Genomic DNA, 20,382 nt, shown 5'->3' with positions numbered 1-20,382 from the left:
AGCGCCGCGCCGCTCAGGCGAATAATCGAAAGAAGGGGACGGAATAGTCCCACGATTGAGGTGTCGCCAATACCACGACGACTCTCCCAACAGTTGGCCCGTGCAGGCTGCGCTATTCGCTCACGAAACGCCTTCCAGAGCCCGTCGGGTTTATCAGCAGTCGACTCCAGCACTGAGATAATGACCACGAGGCGTGGATTTTTCGTCGGCAGATTCCAGCCCTTTCACGACGGGCATCGACAGCTCACGGAGCACATCGCCGAGGAGGTGGACGAACTCGTCGTCGGTATCGGGAGCGCGGGCGACTCACACACCGTCCACAACCCGTTCACTGCGGGCGAGCGCATCATGATGATCACCAAGACGCTCGAATCGCTTCCGATCACCTCCTATGCTGTCCCCATCGAGGACCTGAACAGAAACTCCGTCTGGGTGAGCCACATCGAGAGCATGGCCCCGCGCTTCGACATCGCGTACTCGAACAACCCCCTCGTCGTTCGACTCTTTCAGGAGGCGGACATCCCCGTTAGGCAGACCAAACTGTTCGACCGCTCGGATCTCAAGGGAAGCGAAATTCGCGAGCAGATGATCGACGGCGAGGACTGGGAGCAACACGTCCCCGAGGCAGTCATCGAAGTTATCGACGAGATCGACGGGATCGAGCGCATCCAGTCCGTGAGTCAGGTCGGAAGCATCGATCCGGATTGATGTCGGTCGCCCGCAGAGAATCGGCGCTGTTTCTCACCGCTCTTGCCTCTCGATAGCGTCACACAGATCCGCGAGTGCCTGCTCCGCGAACTGTCGCTTGCACGCCCGCCGGTCGCCGTCGAACTCGTAGCGTTCGACCACTGTTTCGGAGTTTCCGGTGCCCCACGGGGCCGTGACGGCGACGGCGATACAGACGATTCCGACGGGCTTTTCGGGCGTTCCGCCGCTCGGTCCGGCGACCCCTGTCGTCGAGATGCCCCACGTCGTCCCCGCCCTGTCGCAGACGCCGCGGGCCATCTCACGGGCAACTGGCTTCGAGACAGCCCCCTCTGCGTCGAGTGTCTCCCGCGAGACGCCGAGGTGTTCCATCTTCGCCTCGTTCGAGTACGTGACGAGCGACCGGTCGAAGTACTCACTCGAACCGGGCACGTCCGTGATGAGCGAACCGACCAGCCCGCCGGTCGCGGATTCGGCGAGTGCGACCGTCTCCTCGCGCCTCCGGAGCAACGCCTGAACTTGCTCGCCGGGGTCGTCATCGTCCATACGCATCGGTACGTCTCCCGCACCTAAATCACTCCGGCGCGCGAGACTGACTCTCGCGCGACCGACGACGGTCGAACGCACGACTTACAAGCGAGACAGCACAACAGTGAGTCGATGATCACGTTGAGTTCTGATTTTAGGTCGCCGTATCCGGCCGCGATGAAAGGCGTCATCGCCAGCCAATCCGACGCCCGACTCGTCGACATCAGCCACGAGTTCCCCCGGCAGAACGTCGACGCCGCCGCCTTCTGGCTTAGCGAAATACTCCCCTATTTTCCGTCAGCCGTCCACCTCGTTGTGGTCGACCCCGGCGTCGGCACTGATCGCGACGAAATCGTCGTCCGGGCTGGCGACCACGCACTCGTCGGTCCGGACAACGGCGTGTTGCTCCCCGCAGTGCGCGAACTCGCCGCAGAGTGGTCGGTGTTCCGACTCGCCGAGTACGGCACCGACGAGCAGTCGTGGCCGCCAAGCAGGGACAGTTCCACCTTCCACGGTCGGGACATCTTCGCGCCGATGGCCGCGCACGTCCACGAGGTTGGCGTCGATTCGCTCGAATCGGTCGACGCGCTCGAACCGACCGACGACTACGAACCGCTCGAACTCCCCGAACCGACGCTCCGCGAGGACCGCGCGACCGGGAAAATCCTCGCAGTCGATGGGTTCGGAAACGCGATAACGAACATCCCCGGACACGTTCTGGACGGCCGATACGACAAACACGTCGAGATAAACGACTCTGTCGCGCGCGTTCGACGGACCTACGACGACGCCGACCCCGGCAGGCGAATCGTCACCGTCGGCAGTCACGGCAACGTCGAACTCGCGGTCAATCGCGGGCGCGGCGACCAGTCCTTCAGCGTCAATACCGGGAGTTCGGTGACGATCAAGTACTGAACGAAGTATTGGGCTTTTCTCACCCGTCAACTGACCACTCGGCGTCGAGCAGTCCGTAGTAGTGGATATCGTGATAGGACCCGTCGAGATATATCTCGTCGCGCTGTACCCCTTCGTGCTGAAAGCCGAGTGACTCCTCGAACAGCGCCCGGGACAGTTCGTTGAAGTCGAACACGCGCGCGGAAATCTTGTGGAGTCGCAGGTCGTCGAATGCGTACGTGATCAGCGCTTCAGCCGATTTCCTGCCGAATCCATTCCCTTGCGCATCGGGCGTGATCCACAGACCCATCTCCATCACGCCGGTGAGACCGAACACCGTCCGGCTCGTCGGACTGCGCGGTGAGAGTCCGACGAGACCGACCGGGTCGCCATCCACACAGGCGAGCAGGGAGACGCCGTCCCCCTCCTCGTCGAAGAACGTCGCCTCGATGCGCTCGGTCGTATCCGGAAGGCGATGCCCGGTAAACGGCCGCATCTCCGGGTCGTTGCTGTTCTCGACGAGAAAGGGAACGTCCTCTCGTTCGAGCGTTCGGAGCGTGATCGGGTCACGTTTGAGAAAGACGGATCCGGGCATCTGAACTCACGACCGCCGATTTCGGACGCCCTCTATTAAGTATTGTGTCGAGTGCCAGGACCGCTCGCTGAGCGATTTCTGGTCGGAGTCTCCTGTGAGTGATTTCGGGCTGGGGTTACTCTCCGGAATCGTCCTCGAAGTGGATGAAACTGGAGCGACGCCGCGCCAGCAACTGGTCACCGTCGGTGAACTCCTCCGGGCGTCCCGACAGTTCGTCGATGAGTCGCTGGCGAAGGTCCATGTATATCTCCTCGTAATTGCTCTCTCCGGTGAGGTCAGTCGTCTCCTGGGGATCTGCCTCCAGATCGAACAGTACCTCCCCGCCAGTCGCGGGGTTCCAGATGTACTTCATCCCCTCGGCGACCACGTACTGGGTCGCGTTGTCCGGGTGATACACCGCCTCGTGTTCGCCGTGGTAGTACTCCCGCCAGTCGTCTCGCGTCGGGTCCTCGATCAGCCTCAATACGCTTTCGCCGTCGACCGTCTCGGGGATATCGACGCCCACCGCATCGAGAATCGTCGGCATCAGGTCCTCAAGACCGACGAGTCGGTCGATCTGAACCCCTCGCTCGCTCTCGACCGTTTCGGGTAGTTTCACCAGGAACGGAACCCGGGCCGTCCCCTCGAACCCGTGGGACAGACTCCAGTGATGGTGCTCGCCGAGCATCGTCCCGTGGTCCGACGTCAGCACGAACAGCGTGTTCTCGAACTCGCCCTCGATTTCGAGCGTTCGGATTACGCGTCGGATCTGGTGGTCGACGTGGGTGACCAGCGCCCAGTAGGCCGCTCGCACCCGTCTCGCGAGTTCGTACGGCGCGTCGTAGAGCCAGAAATCCGGCGACGCGCCCCGCTTTGTCGTGGCGTAGACCGGGCTCTCGCTGGGGTCGAGACCGCCGTACAGATCAGCGACCCAGTCACCGACGACTGGGTCTGGCAGGTCGCGATTCGCGTACATATCCAAGTACGCCTGCGGCGGGTCGAGCGGGGGATGTGGACGGACGTACGAAACAGTCAGGAAGAACGGCTGCGTCGGGTCGCGCGTCTCGATGAACTCCTGTGCGCGTCTCGTCGTCCAGTTCGTCGGGTGGTACTTCTCCGGTAGATGCCACGGACGGGCGTCGCCTGTGTTGTACGTCAGACCACCGCCGTACTCGGTCGTGAGATTGTCAGTGTGTCGCTGCAGCCAGCGCGTGTAATCGTCGGTGTGGTCGCTTTTCTCCCACAGCGGATTGCCCGCGTGCTGCTCTATCTGCTCGAACCCGAAGCGGTTCCGGAGCGGATAGGCGTGTGACTTGCCGACCAACCCAGCCTGATACCCGGCGTCGGTCAACTCGGCGGGCAGCGTGTGCTCGAACTCCCACGGGTCGTCAGTCCATCCGGTCGACCCACACGAGGCTGGCGACTGTCCCGTCCAGAGACACCGCCGGGCGGGGACACAGGTCGGCGCAGGCGAGTAGGCGCGACTGAACAGCGCCCCCTGGTCTGCGAAGTAGTCGATGTGCGGCGTGTGGACGATCGGTTGCCCAGCACTGTCCCGAGGGGCGTGTGGATCGGCACCGATGCTGTCCCCGCGAAGCTGGTCGAGCAGGATGAACACGACGTTGGGCCGGTTGGGCATGTTACGCTGTCCCATACGCGTACCGAAACCTAAAGATGAGGGTCGGCGCACATCGTCAGTACATTTACATTCCTGAGCGGCGACGTTGCACCCATGCGAATTCTCTACATCGACTGTGATTCACTGCGACCGGACCATCTGGGCTGTTACGGGTATCACAGGGACACGTCACCGAACATCGACCGTATCGCTGATCGGGGGCGACGGTTCACGAACTACTACGCCTCGGACGTTCCCTGTCTGCCCTCGCGGACGGCGCTGTTTTTCAGTCGCTTCGGCATCCACACTGGCGTCGTCAATCACGGCGGAACGAACGCGGAGATGCGACAGCGCGGGTCCCGCCGCGGATTCAACACCCAGACGGACGGCTTTCGCTCGTGGCCCGCAGTGCTTCGCGGTGCGGACTACCAGACGGCCTTTGTCAGTCAGTTCCCCCAGCGTCACGGGGCCTACCACACGCTCGATGGCTTCGACGAGTGGATCCATCCCGGCGGCGACGGCTATGCGAACGCCGACGTCGTCGCCCGTCACGCCGACCAGTGGCTCGACGAACACGCCACCGACGAGGACTGGTATCTCCACGTCAACTTCTGGGACCCGCACACCCCCTACGAAACGCCAGCGGAGTTTGGTAACCCGTTTGCCGACGAATCTGCTCCGGAGTGGCCCGACGAAGAAACAATTCAGGAACAGTACGAGGGCTACGGCCCCCACAGCGCTCACGAACCCCACCACTGGGGTCACACCGTGCGACACGAGCGGAGCCACCTCGACCGGATGCCCGCAGAGATCGACTCCCGAGAGGCCTTCAAAGAGTGGGTCGACGGCTACGACACCGGGATCCGGTATATGGACGAATACATCGGCGGGCTGCTCTCGATGCTCGAATCGGCGGGCGTCCTCGACGAGACGCTGATCATCCTCACCGCGGACCACGGGGAGAACCTCGGCGAACACAACATCTACGGTGACCACCAGATCGCTGACGACAAGACCTGTCGCGTCCCGCTCGTCGTTTCTGGCCCGGATGTCGAACCCGGCGTCGACGAGGGTCTGCACTACAACGTCGACCTGCCCCCGACGATAGCCGAGTTCGCCGGTATCGCGCGACCCCCGCGCTGGGACGGGCAGTCCTTCGTCGGATCGCTCCGGGAGGGCAGAGACGAGAGTCGGGAGATGCTCGTCCTCTCACAGGGAGCGTGGGCCTGCCAGCGCGGCGTTCGGTTCGACGACTGGCTACTCATTCGCACCTACCACGACGGGCTGAAGGACTTCGACCCGGTGGAACTCTACGACCTGGAAGCCGACCCCCACGAGACGACGAACCTCGCCAGAGAGCGCCCGGAGATCGCCAGAGAAGGAATCGCTCGACTTGAGAGCTGGGTGAGCGACCGCCTCCTCGAAACGGCGACCGACAGAAACGGCGGCAATCGGGACGGGCCGCGGACGCTCACCGACCCGCTCTTTGAAGTTATCTCCGAGGGCGGCCCCTATCACGCCCGCCCTGACCAGCAGTTGCCAGCGTACACGGACTGGCTCCGCGAGACAGGCCGGGCTGAACACGCCGAGAAACTTGAACGGACGCGTGGAATTGTCTCACAGGATGTCGAGGCGTATCTCACCGGGTCCTGAACTTATTGCGCAACGTCGCGGATCCGGTCGAACAGTTCGCGTCTGTCCGCTGCCGGTTCAGCCCTGAGACCGTTCGGAGCGGTGTCGAGCGGATAGATCCCTCCACCCATGGCGAACGATGCTTCGGTCGGCCACAGAATCATCCACACCCGAACGGGGAGGGAGTCGCTGACGTCGCCCGCGACCGGGTATGCGGCGTCGTAGCGGTAGGCCTTGCCAGTGAGCGATCCGGACAGTCGCAGGTCACGTGAGTCGGTTTGCTCGACGTTCGCGAGTCCGTCAGCGCTGAGGCTCGCCTCGAACTCCCGGCTCGCGTAGTTCCCGGCCATCCGGAAGAGCCGTTTCGTCGGGATTCCGGGCGGCGGCGGCGGAGCAAACTCCAGGCCCGTCGTGAACAGTCCGTGAGGGGCGTAGTCTGTGCCCTCGGGGACGAGCGCTTCGACTTCCGCACGCAGGTCCGTTCGACTGTAGACGGCGGTGTTCGCGGTGACAGTGACGAACGGACTCTCGAAGACAGTCTCGACCCACTCGCCCGTCTTGACCCAGGAATCGGAGGCTATCTGCGGGGCAGTCGGCATACACACAGATCGGGCGCGGAGACAGATAAACAGCACAACGGGTCGAAAACAGCGAGAATGGGTCGAGCGAACCGGGTCGAACGTGCCGTTAGCTTGCGGAGATGACGTCGTCGATGCGGACGAGCATCGTCGCCGCCTCGGTGGCGCTCTCGACTGCTTCCTCTTTCACTGCGGCGGGGTCGAGGACGCCGTGTTCGATCGGGTCGTCGACGACGCCGGTCTGGCCTTCGCTGATGATGCCGTAGCGGTTGCCCGCTTCGAGTTCTGCGCGCAGGTCGACGAGCGCGTCGATGGAGTCCATACCGGTGTTCTCCGCGAGCGTGCGCGGGAGCACGTCGACGGCGTCGGCGTAGGCCTCGACTGCAAGCTGTTTGCGTCCCTCGATACCGGCGGATTCCTCGCGGATGTGGTTCGCGATGGCGATTTCGGTCGCGCCAGCGCCAGCGACCACGCCGCCAGCGTCGAGCGCGGCGGTGACGACGTCGAGCGCGTCACGGAGCGCGCGCTCGAGTTCGTCGACGACGTGTTCGGTGCCGCCGCGGGCAAATACCGTGACAGCCTCGGCGGCTGCGCCGCCCTCGATGAAGACGAGTTCGTCGTCACCGAACGTCTCGATGCGGATCGACTCGGCGTTGCCCAGGTCGTCCGCTTCGAGCGTGTCGAGTGAACCAGTTCGGCTCGCGCCGGTTGCGGCACACACGGAACTTACGGTGTCGCTGTCGACGCCCTCGAAGGCGAGGATGCCGTGGTCGACGAGATAGCTCGCGACGCGGTCGTCGAGGTCGCCGTCGACGAAGACGACGTCGGCACCGACTTCAGCGAGGTCGTCTGCGTACTGGCGGAGCTGGTCGCTCTCGGCCTCGATTGCCGCATTCAGCTGGTCGACGTTCGTGACCTCGTACTCGGCATCGATGTTGCTCTCCTTGACTTCGAGGTCGCTCTCGATCACGGCGATCGAGGCGTCCTCGACAGAGAGGGCCATCTCTTCGCTCGCGCGGTCTTCCTCGACGACGACACCCTGAACGAGTTCCGTCGCGCTCGAGGAGGCTCCAGTCTGGGTCTGAATCGAGATGTTCGCTCGATTGACGCCCTCGTCGGTTTCGACCTGTCGGACGGCGTCGACGACCGAGCGGGCGAGACGCTCCGCGGCCACGTCACCGGTTCCCTTGCCGGTCATGCTGGATTCGGCGACCTGCACGAGCTTGTCGTCGTCGAGCGCCACGTCGAGCACTTCCTCGTCGATGGCGTCGCGTGCGAGACTGGCGGCCTCGTGATAGCCCTCGACGATGGTCGTCGGGTGAACGTCGTCGTCGAGCAGCGACTCCGCCTGGGTGAGGAGTTCGCCAGCGAGAATCGCCGCTGTCGTCGTTCCGTCACCGACTTCCTCCTCCTGTGTCTCCGCGACTTCGACGAGCATCTGTGCGGCCGGATGCTCGATATCCATCTCTTCGAGAATCGTCGCGCCGTCGTTCGTGATGACGACGTCGCCGTCGTCGGAGACGAGCATCTTGTCCATCCCGCGTGGGCCAAGCGTCGTCCGTACGGACTCGCTGACGGCCTTGCCCGCGGTGATGTTCGATGACTGTGCGTCCTTGCCGCTCGTGCGTTCGCTATCGTCGCTCAGAACAAACAGGGGCTGCCCGCCCATGCGTCGCTGTCCAGACTGTGACATTGATGATTACCTCAGTTAATTCATCGTTTGCGGTTCTATATAAGGTTTATCACTCGGAACCACTCTCCACCGGCCCCGGATGGGGGTGACTGGCACGGGTTTTATGTGGTTGTCGGCTGCTATCACACCTCGTCTAGCCAGTCACGTTCGTCACTGAGATCGATCGGTCCCCACGCTTCGAGTTCGTAACTCAAATCGAGCAACGTGGCGATTCGGTCGGTGTCGTCTTCGTCGATGGCCTCGGTCACGTCGCGTCTGAACGTCGAAATTGCGCCGCTGGCGGCGGCGGAGCGTTCGATTTCCCGCGGTTCGGTGTCGAGAATGTGCAGCAGGTCACGAGCGTCTGGCGGCAACTCGGGGAAGGCTGTCGGCCCCGCAACGAGTACCGGATTCACGACCGAATCCAGGCCGTGCTCGGAGACGACAATCAGATGATAGCTCTCGATAGCCCCGTCGATTGCTTGCCCGTGGGCGTCTGTGTCGTACTCCTCGCCCCCACGATAGGCGAGTTCCGCGAGCGCCGTGTCGAGTTCTTCGCGGGTCAACCCGCCGAACAGGTCGACCACCCCCGCGAGTTCGTCGGCTGTCACGTCCATGCTCTGACACCGGCCCCGACGCACTTGAGGGTTCGTGGAACCGGGCAACCTCGCCTCGCGCAGAACCGTCGGGGACACCGCGAAATACCGCCGCTGACAGGAGATTTATGAGTCCCCGCGGGTAACTGTCCCCTGCCGGTAGTAGACGCTTTTCACGTCGATGCCGGTATCTAATTTCCCGTCCCGACGGCGCTCGTCTCCGGGTCGCTCTCCTCGGCCGTCCGCCTTTCTCCAATCGAACCACCGACACCTTTCGAAACCTTACTCAGACCCCGCACGAACTGCTGTGTATGCGGGAGGGTGGCCCAACGTGAACGAGACGCTCCGGGAACTGCTCGCGGGGAACAGCGAACACGCCAGCGACTTCGACGAGCAGTTCGACCATCTTCAGCAGGCACAGCGGCCACGTGCTGTGACGGTCTGTTGTGGCGATTCGCGCGTACTGCAAGACGAGATGTGGCACAATCACACCCCCGGGGTGGTGTTCACGCACAGCAACATCGGCAACCGGGTGCGACAGGAGACGCCGACCGGCGCGGTCGTTTCGGGGGACGTACTCTATCCGCTCGCTCACACCGGAACCGAGACTGCAATCGTCGTCGGTCACACTGGCTGTGGTGCCGTCACCGCGGCCTACGACGTGCTTCAGGGCGACATCCAGGCAACCTCGGAACCGCCCGGCATCGAGTACTGCATCGGTCTGCTGAGACAGACCCTCGAACCCGGGTTCGAGCGACTGCCCGCGGATCTCGACCGGCCGATGGCGATCAACTCTCTCGTCGAGTACAACGTCGACCGGCAGATCGATGCACTCCTGAACAGCCCCGACGTGCCTGATTCTGTCACGACCGTCGGCGTCGTCTACGACTTCCAGGACATCTACGGCGGACAGCGAGGTGAAGTGCACGTCATCAACGTCGACGGGACCCGCGACCCCGAACGGCTCCGAGCGTCGCATCCGGACATCGACGGACGGATCAGACGACTCTGGGAGTACTGAGGGCTGCTCGTTACGATCCGCTGGCAGACTGGTCTGAACCGCCCAATATAAACCGCTGGCTCCACTTGGACTAGATATGGGGTTTGGAAGCTACGATGAATCCGAGCAAGAAAAGCAAGAGACAAACAACGACGACGACCACGAGGCCGTAAACGTCCACGAGAACGACCATCAGGGTGAGGTCCAGTTCGAGTCCGAAGCCTCAACCGACGATCTCGTCAGCCGTCTCGGCGAGATGAAAGACGACGACGAGTAACTCACCGGTCTGTTTCTGCGCCCGTCTCGGATTCGGTCCTTATCGCAGCGGAGAGGCCCTGCGCCATCTCGATATCCCGACTGTTGTTGACTGTCCACGCCGTCCGGTCGGTGACGGCCTCGATCACTTCGCGTGCATGTGGCGTCCCTTTTCCTGACTGTTTGACACCACCGAAGGGCAACTGCACTTCGGCGCCGATACAGGGAAGATTCGCATACGCCAGTCCGAGTTCGGCGTGGTCGCGGAAGTGGTTGATCTCGCGGTAGTCGTCGCTGATGATTGCCCCGGCGAGACCGTAGGGCACCTCGTTGTGGATTTCGACGGCCCGTTCGACCGGCCCCGAGTACTCGATGAGCGCGACGTGTGGCCCGAACACCTCCTCGGTGATCGAGCGCAGGTCGGGGTCGTAGTCGATTTCGTAGACGAACGGGCCGACCCAGAAGCCACCGTCGCACCCCTCCGGAATCGCCTCGTCAGGAAGATCCGCCCGGTCGACGAGTACGGTCGCCCCCTCGTCGTGAGCGATCTGATTGTACTCGTGGAACTTCTCGACCTGCGCCTCGTCCGCGAGTGGCCCCATGAAGGTGTCCTCGTCGAGTGGGTCACCGACGGTGACCTGCTCGGAGAGGTCGACGAAGCGCTCTTTGAACGCCTCGTAGACGCCCTCGTGGACGATGAGTCGCTCCGAGGAGACACACCGCTGACCGGTCGTCTTGAACGAGGACAGCACCGCCGAGTGGACTGCCACGTCGAGATCCGCGTTTTCAGTTATTACGATGGCGTTTTTTCCGCCCATCTCGCAGGACGCAGTTTTCCCTCGCTCCGCACCGACCCGACCGGCAACCTCGTGGCCGACCTCCGCGGATCCGGTAAAGAGCACTGTATCGACGCGGTCGTCACCGACGAGTGCTTCCCCAGCGTCGCCAAAGCCCTGCACCAGATTGAACACTCCGTCCGGAATCCCCGCATCGTCGAGCATCTCCGCGACGATCTGTCCGCACCAGGGCGTCTGCTCTGCTGGTTTCCAGACGACGGTGTTGCCCTCGACGAGTGCGACCGCCATGTGCCAGAATGGGATGGCGACCGGGAAATTCCAGGGGGTGATACAGCCGACGACACCGCGTGGCCTGCGTCGCATGTACGAGTCCTTCGCGGCGATTTCGGAGGGGACGACGTCGCCGTGTGGATGGCGCGCGTTGCCCGCCGCCCACTCGACCATGTGCCATGCCTCGGTCACGTCCGCTTTTCCCTCGCTTATCTCCTTGCCGGACTCTCTGGTGACGATCTCTCCGAGTTCCTGGTGGCGGTCGCGCAACTCGTGAAAGACCTCCCAGAGAACCTCCGCCCGGTCGATGTAGGAGTACTCCCGCCACTCCTCGAACGCCGAATCCGCCGCCGCAACTGCGCGCTCTACGTCAGCCTCGGTCCCCTGGACGAACTCGCCGAGCGTCTCGCCGGTTGCGGGATCGATGCTCTCGAACGCCTCGTCGCCGTGGCCGGACTGGAACTCGCCGTCGATGTAGTGTCGGTAGGGTTCACTGCGGGACATACTGTAAACGTTCGGCTTCTGACGTGAAAAGAATGCCGTGCGGTAGCACGGAACAGCACACATGGGCAGAGATGGGATGTCGGTCAGGCCCGAGTACAATCACTCAGGGGAACGGATGATGGTCGCGGTCGAGACGTGCCTCGAACCCGAGCGTTTCGGGCACCGACCGGGCGCGCTCGCCGAAGTAGGCGTCGCCGAGAAAGAGCGGCTGGGCCGACGGGACGACCGCCCGAACTGCGTCGAAGCCGACCGCAGCCACGTCTCTGGTAGTCAGGTCGGCGCCGTACGCGTTCAGGTCGGCGCGTTCGATCCGGTCGAGGACTGCCTCCAGCTGGTCTCTGCCCTTCGGAACTTCGTCGGGACCGACCGAATCCGCTGGCACGGTCGTCTCGGCGTCGATAAACGACGCCACCGAGTCGGGCAGTCCCGCGTACCGACCGATCGCGCCAGCGGCGGCCGCCGCGTCGTCCTCGCCCATCCCGCGCAACTCCATCCAGTTCTGTATCGCCTCGGCGGCCGCCGATTCCGTGGCGCGCGTGACATCGAGGTGCGCGCCCGTTCCGAACGCGAGCGACGGCCACTCATCGCGGTGGGCGGCGACCGCAACCACCGGAATGTCCACGTCCTGGGTCAGCAACAGCGGGGTCAGCGAAAGTGACTCCGCCTGCGCCCGGTCAGTGAGCGTCTCGACGGTTTCGTCGTCGACGGCGAGTTCCAGCGGTTCGAACGTTGAGTACCACGACAGCATCATCGCGTCCCGTTCGATCACCTCGTACAGCCCCGCGAGCAGCGCCTCGACGGTGCTGTTTCCGAGCCCCAGCCCCGTCGTGACTGCCGACCGATAGCGTCTGCTCGGTGGCGGGTAGTGGACGAACTCGGCCGGAAGCGAGACGGGCGCTCCGGTCACGAGGTCCTCCCCCTCGACCCACTCGATGGACTCCGTGTTGGGGTCGTACTCGGTGACGAATGCGTCCGGAGCGACGGCGTTTGCTGTCTCCTCAGGTGTTCCCGTCTCGAAGCTATCAGTCCGGTAGACGCCAGCGCAGTACCGTTCGAGCGCCTCTCCGACCGCTTTCATGAAGGCGGCGTTCCAGTCGGCGTCGACGCCAGCCGCGTCGCGGGCGGCGCTCGCGTCGCTAAAGCCCGCAGTATCGCAGTTGTGGGCGAGATAGTAGGGAACGGGAAAGGATTCGGCCTCGCCGACTTCCGCCACGAGACCGAACTGGTCGTCGATTGCTCGCTCGGCGCGGGCGAGTGACTCCTCGATCCCTCGGTCGACCCACTCGCGGTCGAGGTTCTGCGTTCGCCCGTCGTCACAGACGCAGTTCGGAAGTGGCAGAAACTCCCGCTCGTCGAAGGGGACGATGACTACGCGCCCGAAGATGTCCGCGTCGCCGGTGACCGCACGCGCGACTTCCCGTCCGGCGACTGCGCCAGCGAATCGGGCAGTGTGTGCGGCGGGTGCTGCGGCGGGTTCGGCCTGTGGGTCGAGGTTGGCGCTGACGCGGCCGCTGAGACACTCGTAACAGCCCGAGTCGGGCGCAAAGCCCGAGACGGCGGCGTCGACGATCGGGATCCCGCCGACGCCGCCGAGTTCGACGGCGACCCAGTCTGTTCCCTCGGCGAGCGCTCGCTCGTTCGCCCGCTCGAAGACGGTCTCCCCTGTCTGTCCGATCACGACTGCAGTCTCGACCGCCTCGAACTCCTCGACATCGATCGATCGGGTCGAGACACCGACGTCGTCGAGAGCGGTCTCGACCGCCGCTGCGCCGGGCCCGGAACCGACAATACCTACTGTCATACCTGTCCGGACGGCTGGCGGCTAAAAAAGCGTCGGGGGACGAACCTACGCGAGCGCCGACCGGGTCTGTTCGACCAGTTCGGACGGCGAGGCGGTCTCCAGTTCGCTGGAGCCGAGTTTGAGCCGGAGCCGCGGTCGACCCACCTCGATCGGGACCTTCTCCGTCTCGATAATACCGGCGTCTTCGAGTTGATTCTTGCTCCGGGAAAAGGTCGCCTTGCTCGCCAGCCGGATATCCTCGCCCCACCGGCTGATGTCGTACAGGAGGACGTTGTTTTTCGCCGCGACGAGCAGGCTGATCTCCACTTCGTCTAGCCCGTCACCATCTCCACGGGCAGTGTCGAGCGTCTCCAGGATCTCGTCGAAATCGGCCACCGCCTCGGGGCTGATGTCCGATTCGAGTGTCTCTCTGACGTGTGAGAGCGCAGGCGTTCGCAGCGAGAACTCCTCGGCATCTGCCCACTCGTCCTCGTATCGCGCGTACAGATTGGCGACGAAGTCCTCGACACCTGTTGTCAGCCCTGCGGCTTCGCCCTTTCCTTCGATAACTGAGACGAGTCCGGCTTCGGTCAACACGAGCGCGTGTCGCGGAACCGTAGCGAGTGTCCGAATCGAGAGCGTGTCGTTGACAACGAGATCAGCGACGACACTCGCGACCAGAAAGTCGTCGGTGAGTGCCTTCATCGGTTCTTCGTCGACGAACAGCCGGATCGACGGCGGGTCGTCCATCGAATCGAGCGCTTCGACGACCCGCTCGATCGCATGCTGTGATGGGTTGATTACAAATGCTTCGTCGGTTGCGTGTTCGAGCGCTGTGGACAGCACCGCCCCGACGCTTTCCTCAAACAGGTCTGATTCGAGCATCTTATTTCATATACAGGGAGAGTATTGCATTTAATAGTTCTGGCCAATATTATTACAGTGTAACATATTTCGATAGGAATATACACAACTGCAGAAAAACGCTCTCTGGTAGCTGAGGAAGCAAAAAGGGCCGATCTCAATCTGTCGAGTTACTGCTCGACAGCGATGTCGTCTCGGACAACCGACACGAATTGTCCGGGGTGTTCACAGTGAGGGAGGAGTTTGGCCTGGTCGAAGACGACGAACCCGGCATCGGCAGTTTCAGCGAGTTCGCGTCCCCGGTCGAGCGGCGCCACCTCGGTGTTTCGACCCCACACGAGCGTCACGGGTGCATCGACGGCCTGCAGTGCGTCCGCCAGTTCGGTCTCGGGGTCGAGAAAGCCGCTCAAAAACGAGGCTGGTGCGAAGCGCGCGCCGGGTTGGTGGGCGGTCTGATACTCGTAGTCGAGCACCACGTCGGAGAGTGCATCAGGGTCGTAGTAGCCGTGGTCAGCGTTGAAATGCCGGAGCGATGCCTTGCTGGTGATGAGATTAAACAGTCCTTCGCCGACGACCGGCGAGCGAACTATTCCACGCACCCAGACGTTTCGGTTGCCCATCGAGGAGTCCGTCGGACAGACCAACACGAGTCGGTCCACATCGACAGTTTCGGCCGCTGCGGCGACGTAGGAACTGGACAGCGACGACCCGACGACGACCGGCGGTTCGTCGGTGAGATCTGTAATCGCGTCCGCGACGAACGTCTCGTACAGCGCCCCGGAGTACAGAAGCGGCGGGCGGTCCGAGTGTCCAAAGCCGGGCAGGTCCGGCGCGATGATGTGAAACTCCTCGCTGAGTTCGTCGACGACGGCGTGGTACTCGTGGCTCGACGCCGCCACACTCGTCCCGTGGATCAAGAGGAGATCCTGATTCTCTGGGTCGCCGTGTTCGGTGTAGGCGATATCGAACCCGCGCCAGCGGTACGTTCCCGTTTCGCCGTCGAGAAATGGCTCGAACTCGCTGTCGTCGCCAGCGAGAACCCTGTTCGCGACTGCAATCCCGCCGACTGTACCCGCGACACCGAGCAGGACGTTTCGGAGTTTCATAGTACTCACTATGTGTCACCTGGTGTTATAAGTTACATCTGCGGGTGCAGGCCCTCGGGGGATAGGATTCGTTCGTGGCTGGGGTTTACTTACCCCCTTTTCGTATGTGAACGTATGTCGGACATTCAGGGCGATTTCGATCCGGAATCACCCGAAGAACGCGAAATCGCCGGTGAGGCGGCCACCGACCGGTCCGATTTTCTCTCGCTGATGGCACACACATATCGTGGCGAACTCGGCCGCACCACCTCGTGGCGGACGCGGATCGACAGGACGACAAACTGGGCTGTCGTGCTCGCTGCGACGCTGCTCACCTGGGCGTTCTCTGCCGATTCACGCCCACACTACATTCTCCTCGTCGGGGTTGTGATGGTCACTGTCTTTCTGGGGATCGAAGCCCGCCGATATCGGGTCTACGACATCTGGCGGTCCCGGGTGCGACTCCTCGAGGAGAACGTGTTTGCGAACGCACTCGACCCCGAAGGTGTCGAGCAGACGGCCTGGCGCGAACTGCTCAGCGAAGACCTGCGCGAACCGACGATAAAGATACCTGTTCGCGAGGCGATCGCTCGTCGGCTTCGACGGGTCTATCTTCCCCTCATATCGGTGTTGCTGTTCGCGTGGGTCGTCCGACTGACCGTGTTTGCGTCGCCATCGACCAGCGTCGTCGAGACGGCCGCTGTCGGCGGCATCTCCGGTGCGCTCGTTCTCACGAGCGTCGGGCTGTTCTACGCGATTGTGTTCCTGCTGACGTTCTGGCCGAGTGGTCGGAAAGCGAAAGGCGAACTCCAGTCCGAGACCGACACTGACGACTGGAAATAGTGCGTTCCGACCGCTCTCACTCGTCTGCATTCTCGCTGGTCATGCAGTCTGCGACTGGTTCGAGGAGTTCGTCGGCGACGGTGTACGGGTCCGTCTCGCCCGCACACACGCGGTCGACGAACTGGTCGAGTCCGCCACGGGAGTCGATTTCTTCCGCGAGCAGTCCGTTGATGTCCTCTCGGAGTAGCGTCTGGATCTCCTCGCGGTAGCGCCGTCGGCGTAACTCCTCGTCGCGTCCCGACCGAAGCAAGTACTCGCTGTGTGAATCCAGTGTATCGAGCACGTCTTCGATGCCGGTTCCTTCGGTTGCGACCGTTTCGATCACGGGCGGATGCCACTCCGATTCCGCCGCGCTGTCCTCGTCTGCGACGGCCTCGGGCGCCTCACGTCCGTATTCGAGCATCTCGTGGAGTTCCCGAACCGTCCGGTCTGCGCCCGACAGGTCGGCCTTGTTGACGACGAACAGGTCGCCGATCTCCAAGATTCCGGCTTTGAGCATCTGGACGTCGTCACCGCTTCCGGGCGGTACTAGCACCGCGACCGTATCCGCGGTTTTGACGATATCTATCTCGTTTTGGCCCGCGCCGACCGTCTCGATGATGATCCGGTCTTTCCCGAAGGCGTCGAGCGCGCGAACCGCGTCGGTCGTCGCCGTCGAGAGACCGCCGAGGCTCCCGCGGGCCGACATCGAGCGGACGAACACCTCCATGTCGCCGACGTTCGATGCCATCCGGATGCGGTCACCCAGCACTGCGCCGCCGGTAAAGGGCGAGGACGGGTCGATTGCGATGACGCCGACCGTCAGCCCCTGCTCGCGGTACGCACTCGCGAGTCTGTCCACGAGTGTCGACTTCCCCGACCCCGGCGACCCGGTGACGCCGATGACCCGCGCGTCCCCGGTGTGGGGATGCAGTCGAGCGACGACATCCCGATACCCGTCCTCGCGGTTTTCGATGTTCGTGATGACTCTCGCGAGTGCGCGATGGTCGCCTGCCAGCAACTCCGAAACGAGGTCACTCATCTGTGACTCCAGAGCGCCGCTGATCGACTGCGGTTCCCGGTCATGACCGGTCGGGTGCGTTCTCCCTGACGAAGGTGATCATCTCGTCCATCGACGCGCCGGGACCGAACACTTCCGCGACGCCCATCGCCTTCAGTTCCTGCTCGTCTTCGTCTGGGATGATCCCGCCGACGAGGACGAGCGTGTCATCGAACGCACCGTACGACTTGAGTCCCTCGATTATCTCGGGGACGAGCGTGTCGTGTGCTCCCGAGAGAATCGAGATGCCGAGTACGTCGACGTCCTCCTGAACGGCGGCCTGAACAATTTCTTCGGGTTCACGGTGAAGTCCTGAGTAGATGACCTCGAACCCGGCGTCCCGGAACGCCCGAGAGATGACGTGTGCCCCCCGGTCGTGCCCGTCGAGTCCGACCTTGGCGACGAGACACCGGATCTGGCGCTGTTCCGCTTCGGACATACCCACAGTTCGGTCGGTCGCTGTTTGACTGTTACGCCTCTGGAAGTACACGAGATGGGACAGTATCAGTCGTCCTGCGCTTCCTCGACTGTCCCGCTGTCGCTGGCCGCTGGGAACTCCCCAGCCGGCACGTCGAAGGAAACCTCCGGACCGAGATATCTCGTCCAGAGGGCGAGCAGACTCGGGAGGACGAGCACGCTCGCGAGGAACGCGTAGATGATCGTCATCCCGGTGATGATCCCGAACTGCTGGAGTGGCGGGAGGATAGCGAATGCGAGCACGCCGAAGCCACCGACCGTCGTTGCGGCGCTGCCCAGCAGTGCGCCACCCGTGCCTGTGGTCGCTCTGGACATCGCTTCCCAGACCGAGCCTGTCCGGTCGAGTTCGAGTTTGTACCGCTCGCTCATGTGGATGCTGTAGGCGACGCCGAGTCCGACAGTCAGGCTCGTGATCATTCCCGTCATGACGTTGAACGGGATTCCAAGCAGGTACATCGTGCCGAGAATCCACGAGACGCTGAACACGACGGGAAGCAGCGTGATCACGCCGAGTGTCGCACTGCCGTCGGTGATCCGGTAGGCGACCATCAGGAAGGCGAAGACTGCGACGAGCGTGATCAGCAGGCTCTGGATGACCGTATCGAACAGTTGTTTCTGCACGATGTCGAACAGGATGGTCTGGCCGGTCGCAGTCGCCTCGATTCCGTTCCCGTTGATCCCGTCTGCGATAATTCGCATCTCGCTCGTCACGTCGCTCATCGACGCCGTTCCGCTCGTCGAGATGACCATCCGGAGCGCCTCGTAGTTGCCGTCTACTCGGTTGATGACGTTGCGGGCCTGCTCCGGTGCGACGGCGAACAGTTCGTCGTAGAGCTGTTCGATGTTCTGGTCGGGTGCGGTGGTCGGGCCGCCACCTGCTGCAGTGAAGGTGGCGTTGAACGACTCGTTTTCCCCGGCGACCGCTCGCATCAGCCGAAGCGGACTCTGGATATCGGCGTTACCGTCTGGGAGCGTAACGACAACCTCGCTTTCGGCGGCCGCGCGTTCGGCCGCTGCGATCCGCTGTAACGTGTCGGGGTTCGTTATTTCTCCCTCGATGAGGATCTGTGCCTGTGAATCCTCGCGGACGAAGTTTTCGTTGACGTACTGGAGGTTCTCCTTCATCGTGTACTCGCTGGGCCGGAAGGGTTCGGGGAGGTTGTCCGTCCACGCGGGCGGGTCCTCCGCGATGAAGTCCTCCTGATTGAAGCTGGTATCGACCTGCGTGGCTCCGTAGGCTCCGACACCGCTCACGACGACCGTCAGCAAGAGGATGACCATCGGGGCCTTTCTGGCCATCGTCGCGCCCACGGAGATGGCCTGACTGAACCGACCGCCGCCCGTTCCGAAGGCGCGCTTTTTCCGGGAGAACCCGCGCCCTTCGAGGAACGTGTCGACTTCGATTTTCAGCGCGGGGATCAGGGTACCGAAGATGAGCAGCGCGGCCGTAATTCCAACTGCACTCACGATACCGAAGTCCTGTATCGGCGGGACCGGACTCGTGAGATTCGAGAGGAAGCCGATTGCGGTGGTTGCTGTCACCCAGACGAGCGCGAGCCCGACGCCAGCAAGCGCGACTCGCATCGAGCCACGCACGTCGTCGTCGCCGTACTCACCGACCTCCTGGCGCTGTTCGCGGTGGCGCATGAAGATGTGAATTGCGTAGTCGATAGAGAGCCCGATCAGTAACACCGGAACTGCGATGAACAACTGGTTGAAGTTGATCCCGGCCCAGCCCATGAAGCCGAACGTCCAGACGAGGACGGCGACGATGCCGAACAGACCGAGTAGGATGTCGAGCAGGTCCCGGTACGCGATGATCAGCGCGAGGAGGACAAACAGGAGCGCGAGCGGCCCGACGATTGCGAGGCTGTCACCCATCGAGTTGTTGATCTCCTCGCTCAGTATCCCGGCGCCGAAGACGATGGCGTCACCGCCGCCCGCCTCCGCGTAGTCGTTCGCGAGCGTCTGCATGGTCAGTTGCGAGTCGATGATCGCCTCTGGTGCGGTCCCGCCCTGACCGGCACTGCCGCCCATCTCTTGGGTGACGAGCAGCATCGTCGCGTTCGCGCTCGTCGACCCAATCTCGTAGTGTGTCGGCATGAAGGCGAGTCCGCTCGCACCGTCTCCCAGCACCGCCTGAAGCGTTCGCTCGAAGGCAGCGGGACTCATCGACTCGAGCGCGGCAATCTGTGTTTCGAGTGTAGGTGGACCAGTCTGCTGTCCTGCCTCCTGCTGACTGCGTATCGCTGCCGTTGCGACCAGGTTGGCCACGCCGACAGTCGGCCGATTTTGTGAGAGCGTCGGGCCGATGGTCTCGTTGTCTCGGAACGCCTGCTGGAGTTGAAGTGTCTCGACTAGCATCTCCTGCGAGAGGACGTTCTCGCCCCGGAGGATGACCTGTGCCGTCGACGAGTTTTCGTCGCCAGTCGCGAAGTTATCCCTGTCCTCGATGTAGTTCAGCTTCTCCGCTTCCGTGGTGTCGCCCTGGAACTGGTCGAGCGACGACGACTGTTCGACCATTCCCATTCCGGCACCTGCAAGAACCGTCACGACGAGCATAACGGCGATGACGGCCCGGCTGTAGGTCGTTATCGTCTCCGAGAGGCGGTCCGCGAGGCTCATTTCCGCTTGCCTCCGCGTGCTGTTCGCCAAGTATGTCTACGACGAC

19 protein-coding genes are annotated in these 20,382 nt (G+C 63.0%); 6 read left to right on the top strand and 13 right to left on the bottom strand.

The genetic code is table 11. The annotated features are described in order from the left end of the window. Positions 1–180 precede the first annotated feature (180 nt). On the top strand, positions 181–708 hold the full coding sequence (locus ACMGFL_RS09825) for a nicotinamide-nucleotide adenylyltransferase (protein WP_436935363.1): 528 nt from the start codon (positions 181–183) through the stop codon (positions 706–708). 33 nt (positions 709–741) lie between these two features. Here the strand turns inward: ACMGFL_RS09825 and ACMGFL_RS09820 are convergent, their stop codons facing one another. Further along, on the bottom strand, positions 742–1,257 hold the full coding sequence (locus ACMGFL_RS09820; protein ID WP_436935362.1) for a CinA family protein: 516 nt from the start codon (positions 1,255–1,257) through the stop codon (positions 742–744). 108 nt (positions 1,258–1,365) lie between these two features. On the opposite strand from ACMGFL_RS09820, the gene ACMGFL_RS09815 reads away from it, so the two are divergent. Further along, a complete protein-coding gene (locus ACMGFL_RS09815) occupies positions 1,366–2,148 on the top strand; it encodes an SAM hydrolase/SAM-dependent halogenase family protein (protein WP_436935361.1) in 783 nt (260 codons plus the stop codon). Between the two features lie 19 nt (positions 2,149–2,167). On the opposite strand, the gene ACMGFL_RS09810 is transcribed toward ACMGFL_RS09815, so the two are convergent. Continuing rightward, positions 2,168–2,722: a GNAT family N-acetyltransferase gene (locus tag ACMGFL_RS09810; protein WP_436935360.1), complete on the bottom strand. Its 555-nt coding sequence runs from the start codon at positions 2,720–2,722 to the stop codon at positions 2,168–2,170. Positions 2,723–2,837: 115 nt separating this feature from the next. Then, the gene (locus ACMGFL_RS09805) at positions 2,838–4,340 is read right to left on the bottom strand and encodes an arylsulfatase (RefSeq protein WP_436935359.1); all 1,503 of its coding nucleotides are present in this window, start codon (positions 4,338–4,340) and stop codon (positions 2,838–2,840) included. 93 nt (positions 4,341–4,433) lie between these two features. Here ACMGFL_RS09805 and ACMGFL_RS09800 point away from each other — a divergent pair, with 93 nt between their 5' ends. Next, a complete protein-coding gene (locus ACMGFL_RS09800) occupies positions 4,434–5,972 on the top strand; it encodes a sulfatase family protein (protein WP_436935358.1) in 1,539 nt (512 codons plus the stop codon). 2 nt (positions 5,973–5,974) lie between these two features. On the opposite strand, the gene ACMGFL_RS09795 is transcribed toward ACMGFL_RS09800, so the two are convergent. The 3 genes from ACMGFL_RS09795 to ACMGFL_RS09785 form a co-directional block, all read right to left on the bottom strand. Beyond that, entirely contained in the window at positions 5,975–6,550 is a 576-nt protein-coding gene (locus tag ACMGFL_RS09795) for a DUF6517 family protein (RefSeq protein ID WP_436935357.1), read from the bottom strand. An 88-nt stretch (positions 6,551–6,638) separates the two neighbouring features. Beyond that, a complete protein-coding gene (gene thsA, locus ACMGFL_RS09790) occupies positions 6,639–8,198 on the bottom strand; it encodes a thermosome subunit alpha (RefSeq protein ID WP_436935356.1) in 1,560 nt (519 codons plus the stop codon). A gap of 146 nt (positions 8,199–8,344) precedes the next feature. Further along, on the bottom strand, positions 8,345–8,818 hold the full coding sequence (locus tag ACMGFL_RS09785) for a DUF7109 family protein (protein WP_436935355.1): 474 nt from the start codon (positions 8,816–8,818) through the stop codon (positions 8,345–8,347). Between the two features lie 310 nt (positions 8,819–9,128). Between ACMGFL_RS09785 and ACMGFL_RS09780 the strand changes: the two genes are divergently transcribed. Continuing rightward, the gene (locus tag ACMGFL_RS09780; RefSeq protein WP_436935354.1) at positions 9,129–9,818 is read left to right on the top strand and encodes a carbonic anhydrase; all 690 of its coding nucleotides are present in this window, start codon (positions 9,129–9,131) and stop codon (positions 9,816–9,818) included. A 76-nt stretch (positions 9,819–9,894) separates the two neighbouring features. Further along, positions 9,895–10,074, top strand: coding sequence for a DUF5786 family protein (locus ACMGFL_RS09775; protein WP_436935353.1), 180 nt, complete (start codon positions 9,895–9,897; stop codon positions 10,072–10,074). Position 10,075: 1 nt separating this feature from the next. Here the strand turns inward: ACMGFL_RS09775 and ACMGFL_RS09770 are convergent, their stop codons facing one another. The 4 genes from ACMGFL_RS09770 to ACMGFL_RS09755 all read right to left on the bottom strand — a co-directional run bounded on the left by ACMGFL_RS09770 (position 10,076) and on the right by ACMGFL_RS09755 (position 15,373). Next, positions 10,076–11,623, bottom strand: coding sequence for an aldehyde dehydrogenase family protein (locus tag ACMGFL_RS09770; RefSeq protein ID WP_436935352.1), 1,548 nt, complete (start codon positions 11,621–11,623; stop codon positions 10,076–10,078). Positions 11,624–11,726: 103 nt separating this feature from the next. Next, positions 11,727–13,424: a YcaO-like family protein gene (locus tag ACMGFL_RS09765; protein WP_436935351.1), complete on the bottom strand. Its 1,698-nt coding sequence runs from the start codon at positions 13,422–13,424 to the stop codon at positions 11,727–11,729. Positions 13,425–13,469: 45 nt separating this feature from the next. Next, positions 13,470–14,288 (bottom strand): transcriptional regulator TbsP, encoded by an 819-nt coding sequence (gene tbsP, locus ACMGFL_RS09760; RefSeq protein ID WP_436935350.1) that lies wholly within the window; start codon positions 14,286–14,288, stop codon positions 13,470–13,472. A 149-nt stretch (positions 14,289–14,437) separates the two neighbouring features. Continuing rightward, a complete protein-coding gene (locus ACMGFL_RS09755; RefSeq protein ID WP_436935349.1) occupies positions 14,438–15,373 on the bottom strand; it encodes an alpha/beta fold hydrolase in 936 nt (311 codons plus the stop codon). A gap of 114 nt (positions 15,374–15,487) precedes the next feature. On the opposite strand from ACMGFL_RS09755, the gene ACMGFL_RS09750 reads away from it, so the two are divergent. After that, positions 15,488–16,195 (top strand): DUF2270 domain-containing protein, encoded by a 708-nt coding sequence (locus ACMGFL_RS09750; RefSeq protein WP_436935348.1) that lies wholly within the window; start codon positions 15,488–15,490, stop codon positions 16,193–16,195. Positions 16,196–16,211: 16 nt separating this feature from the next. Here the strand turns inward: ACMGFL_RS09750 and meaB are convergent, their stop codons facing one another. The 3 genes from meaB to ACMGFL_RS09735 all read right to left on the bottom strand — a co-directional run bounded on the left by meaB (position 16,212) and on the right by ACMGFL_RS09735 (position 20,336). Beyond that, the gene (meaB, locus tag ACMGFL_RS09745) at positions 16,212–17,216 is read right to left on the bottom strand and encodes a methylmalonyl Co-A mutase-associated GTPase MeaB (RefSeq protein ID WP_436935347.1); all 1,005 of its coding nucleotides are present in this window, start codon (positions 17,214–17,216) and stop codon (positions 16,212–16,214) included. A gap of 40 nt (positions 17,217–17,256) precedes the next feature. After that, positions 17,257–17,673, bottom strand: coding sequence for a cobalamin B12-binding domain-containing protein (locus ACMGFL_RS09740; RefSeq protein WP_436935346.1), 417 nt, complete (start codon positions 17,671–17,673; stop codon positions 17,257–17,259). 65 nt (positions 17,674–17,738) lie between these two features. Continuing rightward, on the bottom strand, positions 17,739–20,336 hold the full coding sequence (locus ACMGFL_RS09735) for an efflux RND transporter permease subunit (RefSeq protein WP_436935345.1): 2,598 nt from the start codon (positions 20,334–20,336) through the stop codon (positions 17,739–17,741). Positions 20,337–20,382: the final 46 nt, after the last annotated feature.

The organism is Halovenus marina, assembly GCF_051414115.1.
GTDB classification, from domain to species: Archaea; Halobacteriota; Halobacteria; order Halobacteriales; family Haloarculaceae; genus Halovenus; species Halovenus marina.
This window is presented reverse-complemented; position numbering and strand designations above follow the sequence as displayed.

Coding starts and splice junctions, on each gene's coding strand:
- ACMGFL_RS09825 (WP_436935363.1), top strand. CDS start 181: ATGACCACGAGGCGTGGATTTTTCGTCGGCAGATTCCAGCCCTTTCAC.
- ACMGFL_RS09820 (WP_436935362.1), bottom strand. CDS start 1,257: ATGCGTATGGACGATGACGACCCCGGCGAGCAAGTTCAGGCGTTGCTC.
- ACMGFL_RS09815 (WP_436935361.1), top strand. CDS start 1,366: ATGATCACGTTGAGTTCTGATTTTAGGTCGCCGTATCCGGCCGCGATG.
- ACMGFL_RS09810 (WP_436935360.1), bottom strand. CDS start 2,722: ATGCCCGGATCCGTCTTTCTCAAACGTGACCCGATCACGCTCCGAACG.
- ACMGFL_RS09805 (WP_436935359.1), bottom strand. CDS start 4,340: ATGCCCAACCGGCCCAACGTCGTGTTCATCCTGCTCGACCAGCTTCGC.
- ACMGFL_RS09800 (WP_436935358.1), top strand. CDS start 4,434: ATGCGAATTCTCTACATCGACTGTGATTCACTGCGACCGGACCATCTG.
- ACMGFL_RS09795 (WP_436935357.1), bottom strand. CDS start 6,550: ATGCCGACTGCCCCGCAGATAGCCTCCGATTCCTGGGTCAAGACGGGC.
- thsA (WP_436935356.1), bottom strand. CDS start 8,198: ATGGGCGGGCAGCCCCTGTTTGTTCTGAGCGACGATAGCGAACGCACG.
- ACMGFL_RS09785 (WP_436935355.1), bottom strand. CDS start 8,818: ATGGACGTGACAGCCGACGAACTCGCGGGGGTGGTCGACCTGTTCGGC.
- ACMGFL_RS09775 (WP_436935353.1), top strand. CDS start 9,895: ATGGGGTTTGGAAGCTACGATGAATCCGAGCAAGAAAAGCAAGAGACA.
- ACMGFL_RS09770 (WP_436935352.1), bottom strand. CDS start 11,623: ATGTCCCGCAGTGAACCCTACCGACACTACATCGACGGCGAGTTCCAG.
- ACMGFL_RS09765 (WP_436935351.1), bottom strand. CDS start 13,424: ATGACAGTAGGTATTGTCGGTTCCGGGCCCGGCGCAGCGGCGGTCGAG.
- tbsP (WP_436935350.1), bottom strand. CDS start 14,288: ATGCTCGAATCAGACCTGTTTGAGGAAAGCGTCGGGGCGGTGCTGTCC.
- ACMGFL_RS09755 (WP_436935349.1), bottom strand. CDS start 15,373: ATGAAACTCCGAAACGTCCTGCTCGGTGTCGCGGGTACAGTCGGCGGG.
- ACMGFL_RS09750 (WP_436935348.1), top strand. CDS start 15,488: ATGTCGGACATTCAGGGCGATTTCGATCCGGAATCACCCGAAGAACGC.
- meaB (WP_436935347.1), bottom strand. CDS start 17,216: ATGAGTGACCTCGTTTCGGAGTTGCTGGCAGGCGACCATCGCGCACTC.
- ACMGFL_RS09740 (WP_436935346.1), bottom strand. CDS start 17,673: ATGTCCGAAGCGGAACAGCGCCAGATCCGGTGTCTCGTCGCCAAGGTC.
- ACMGFL_RS09735 (WP_436935345.1), bottom strand. CDS start 20,336: ATGAGCCTCGCGGACCGCCTCTCGGAGACGATAACGACCTACAGCCGG.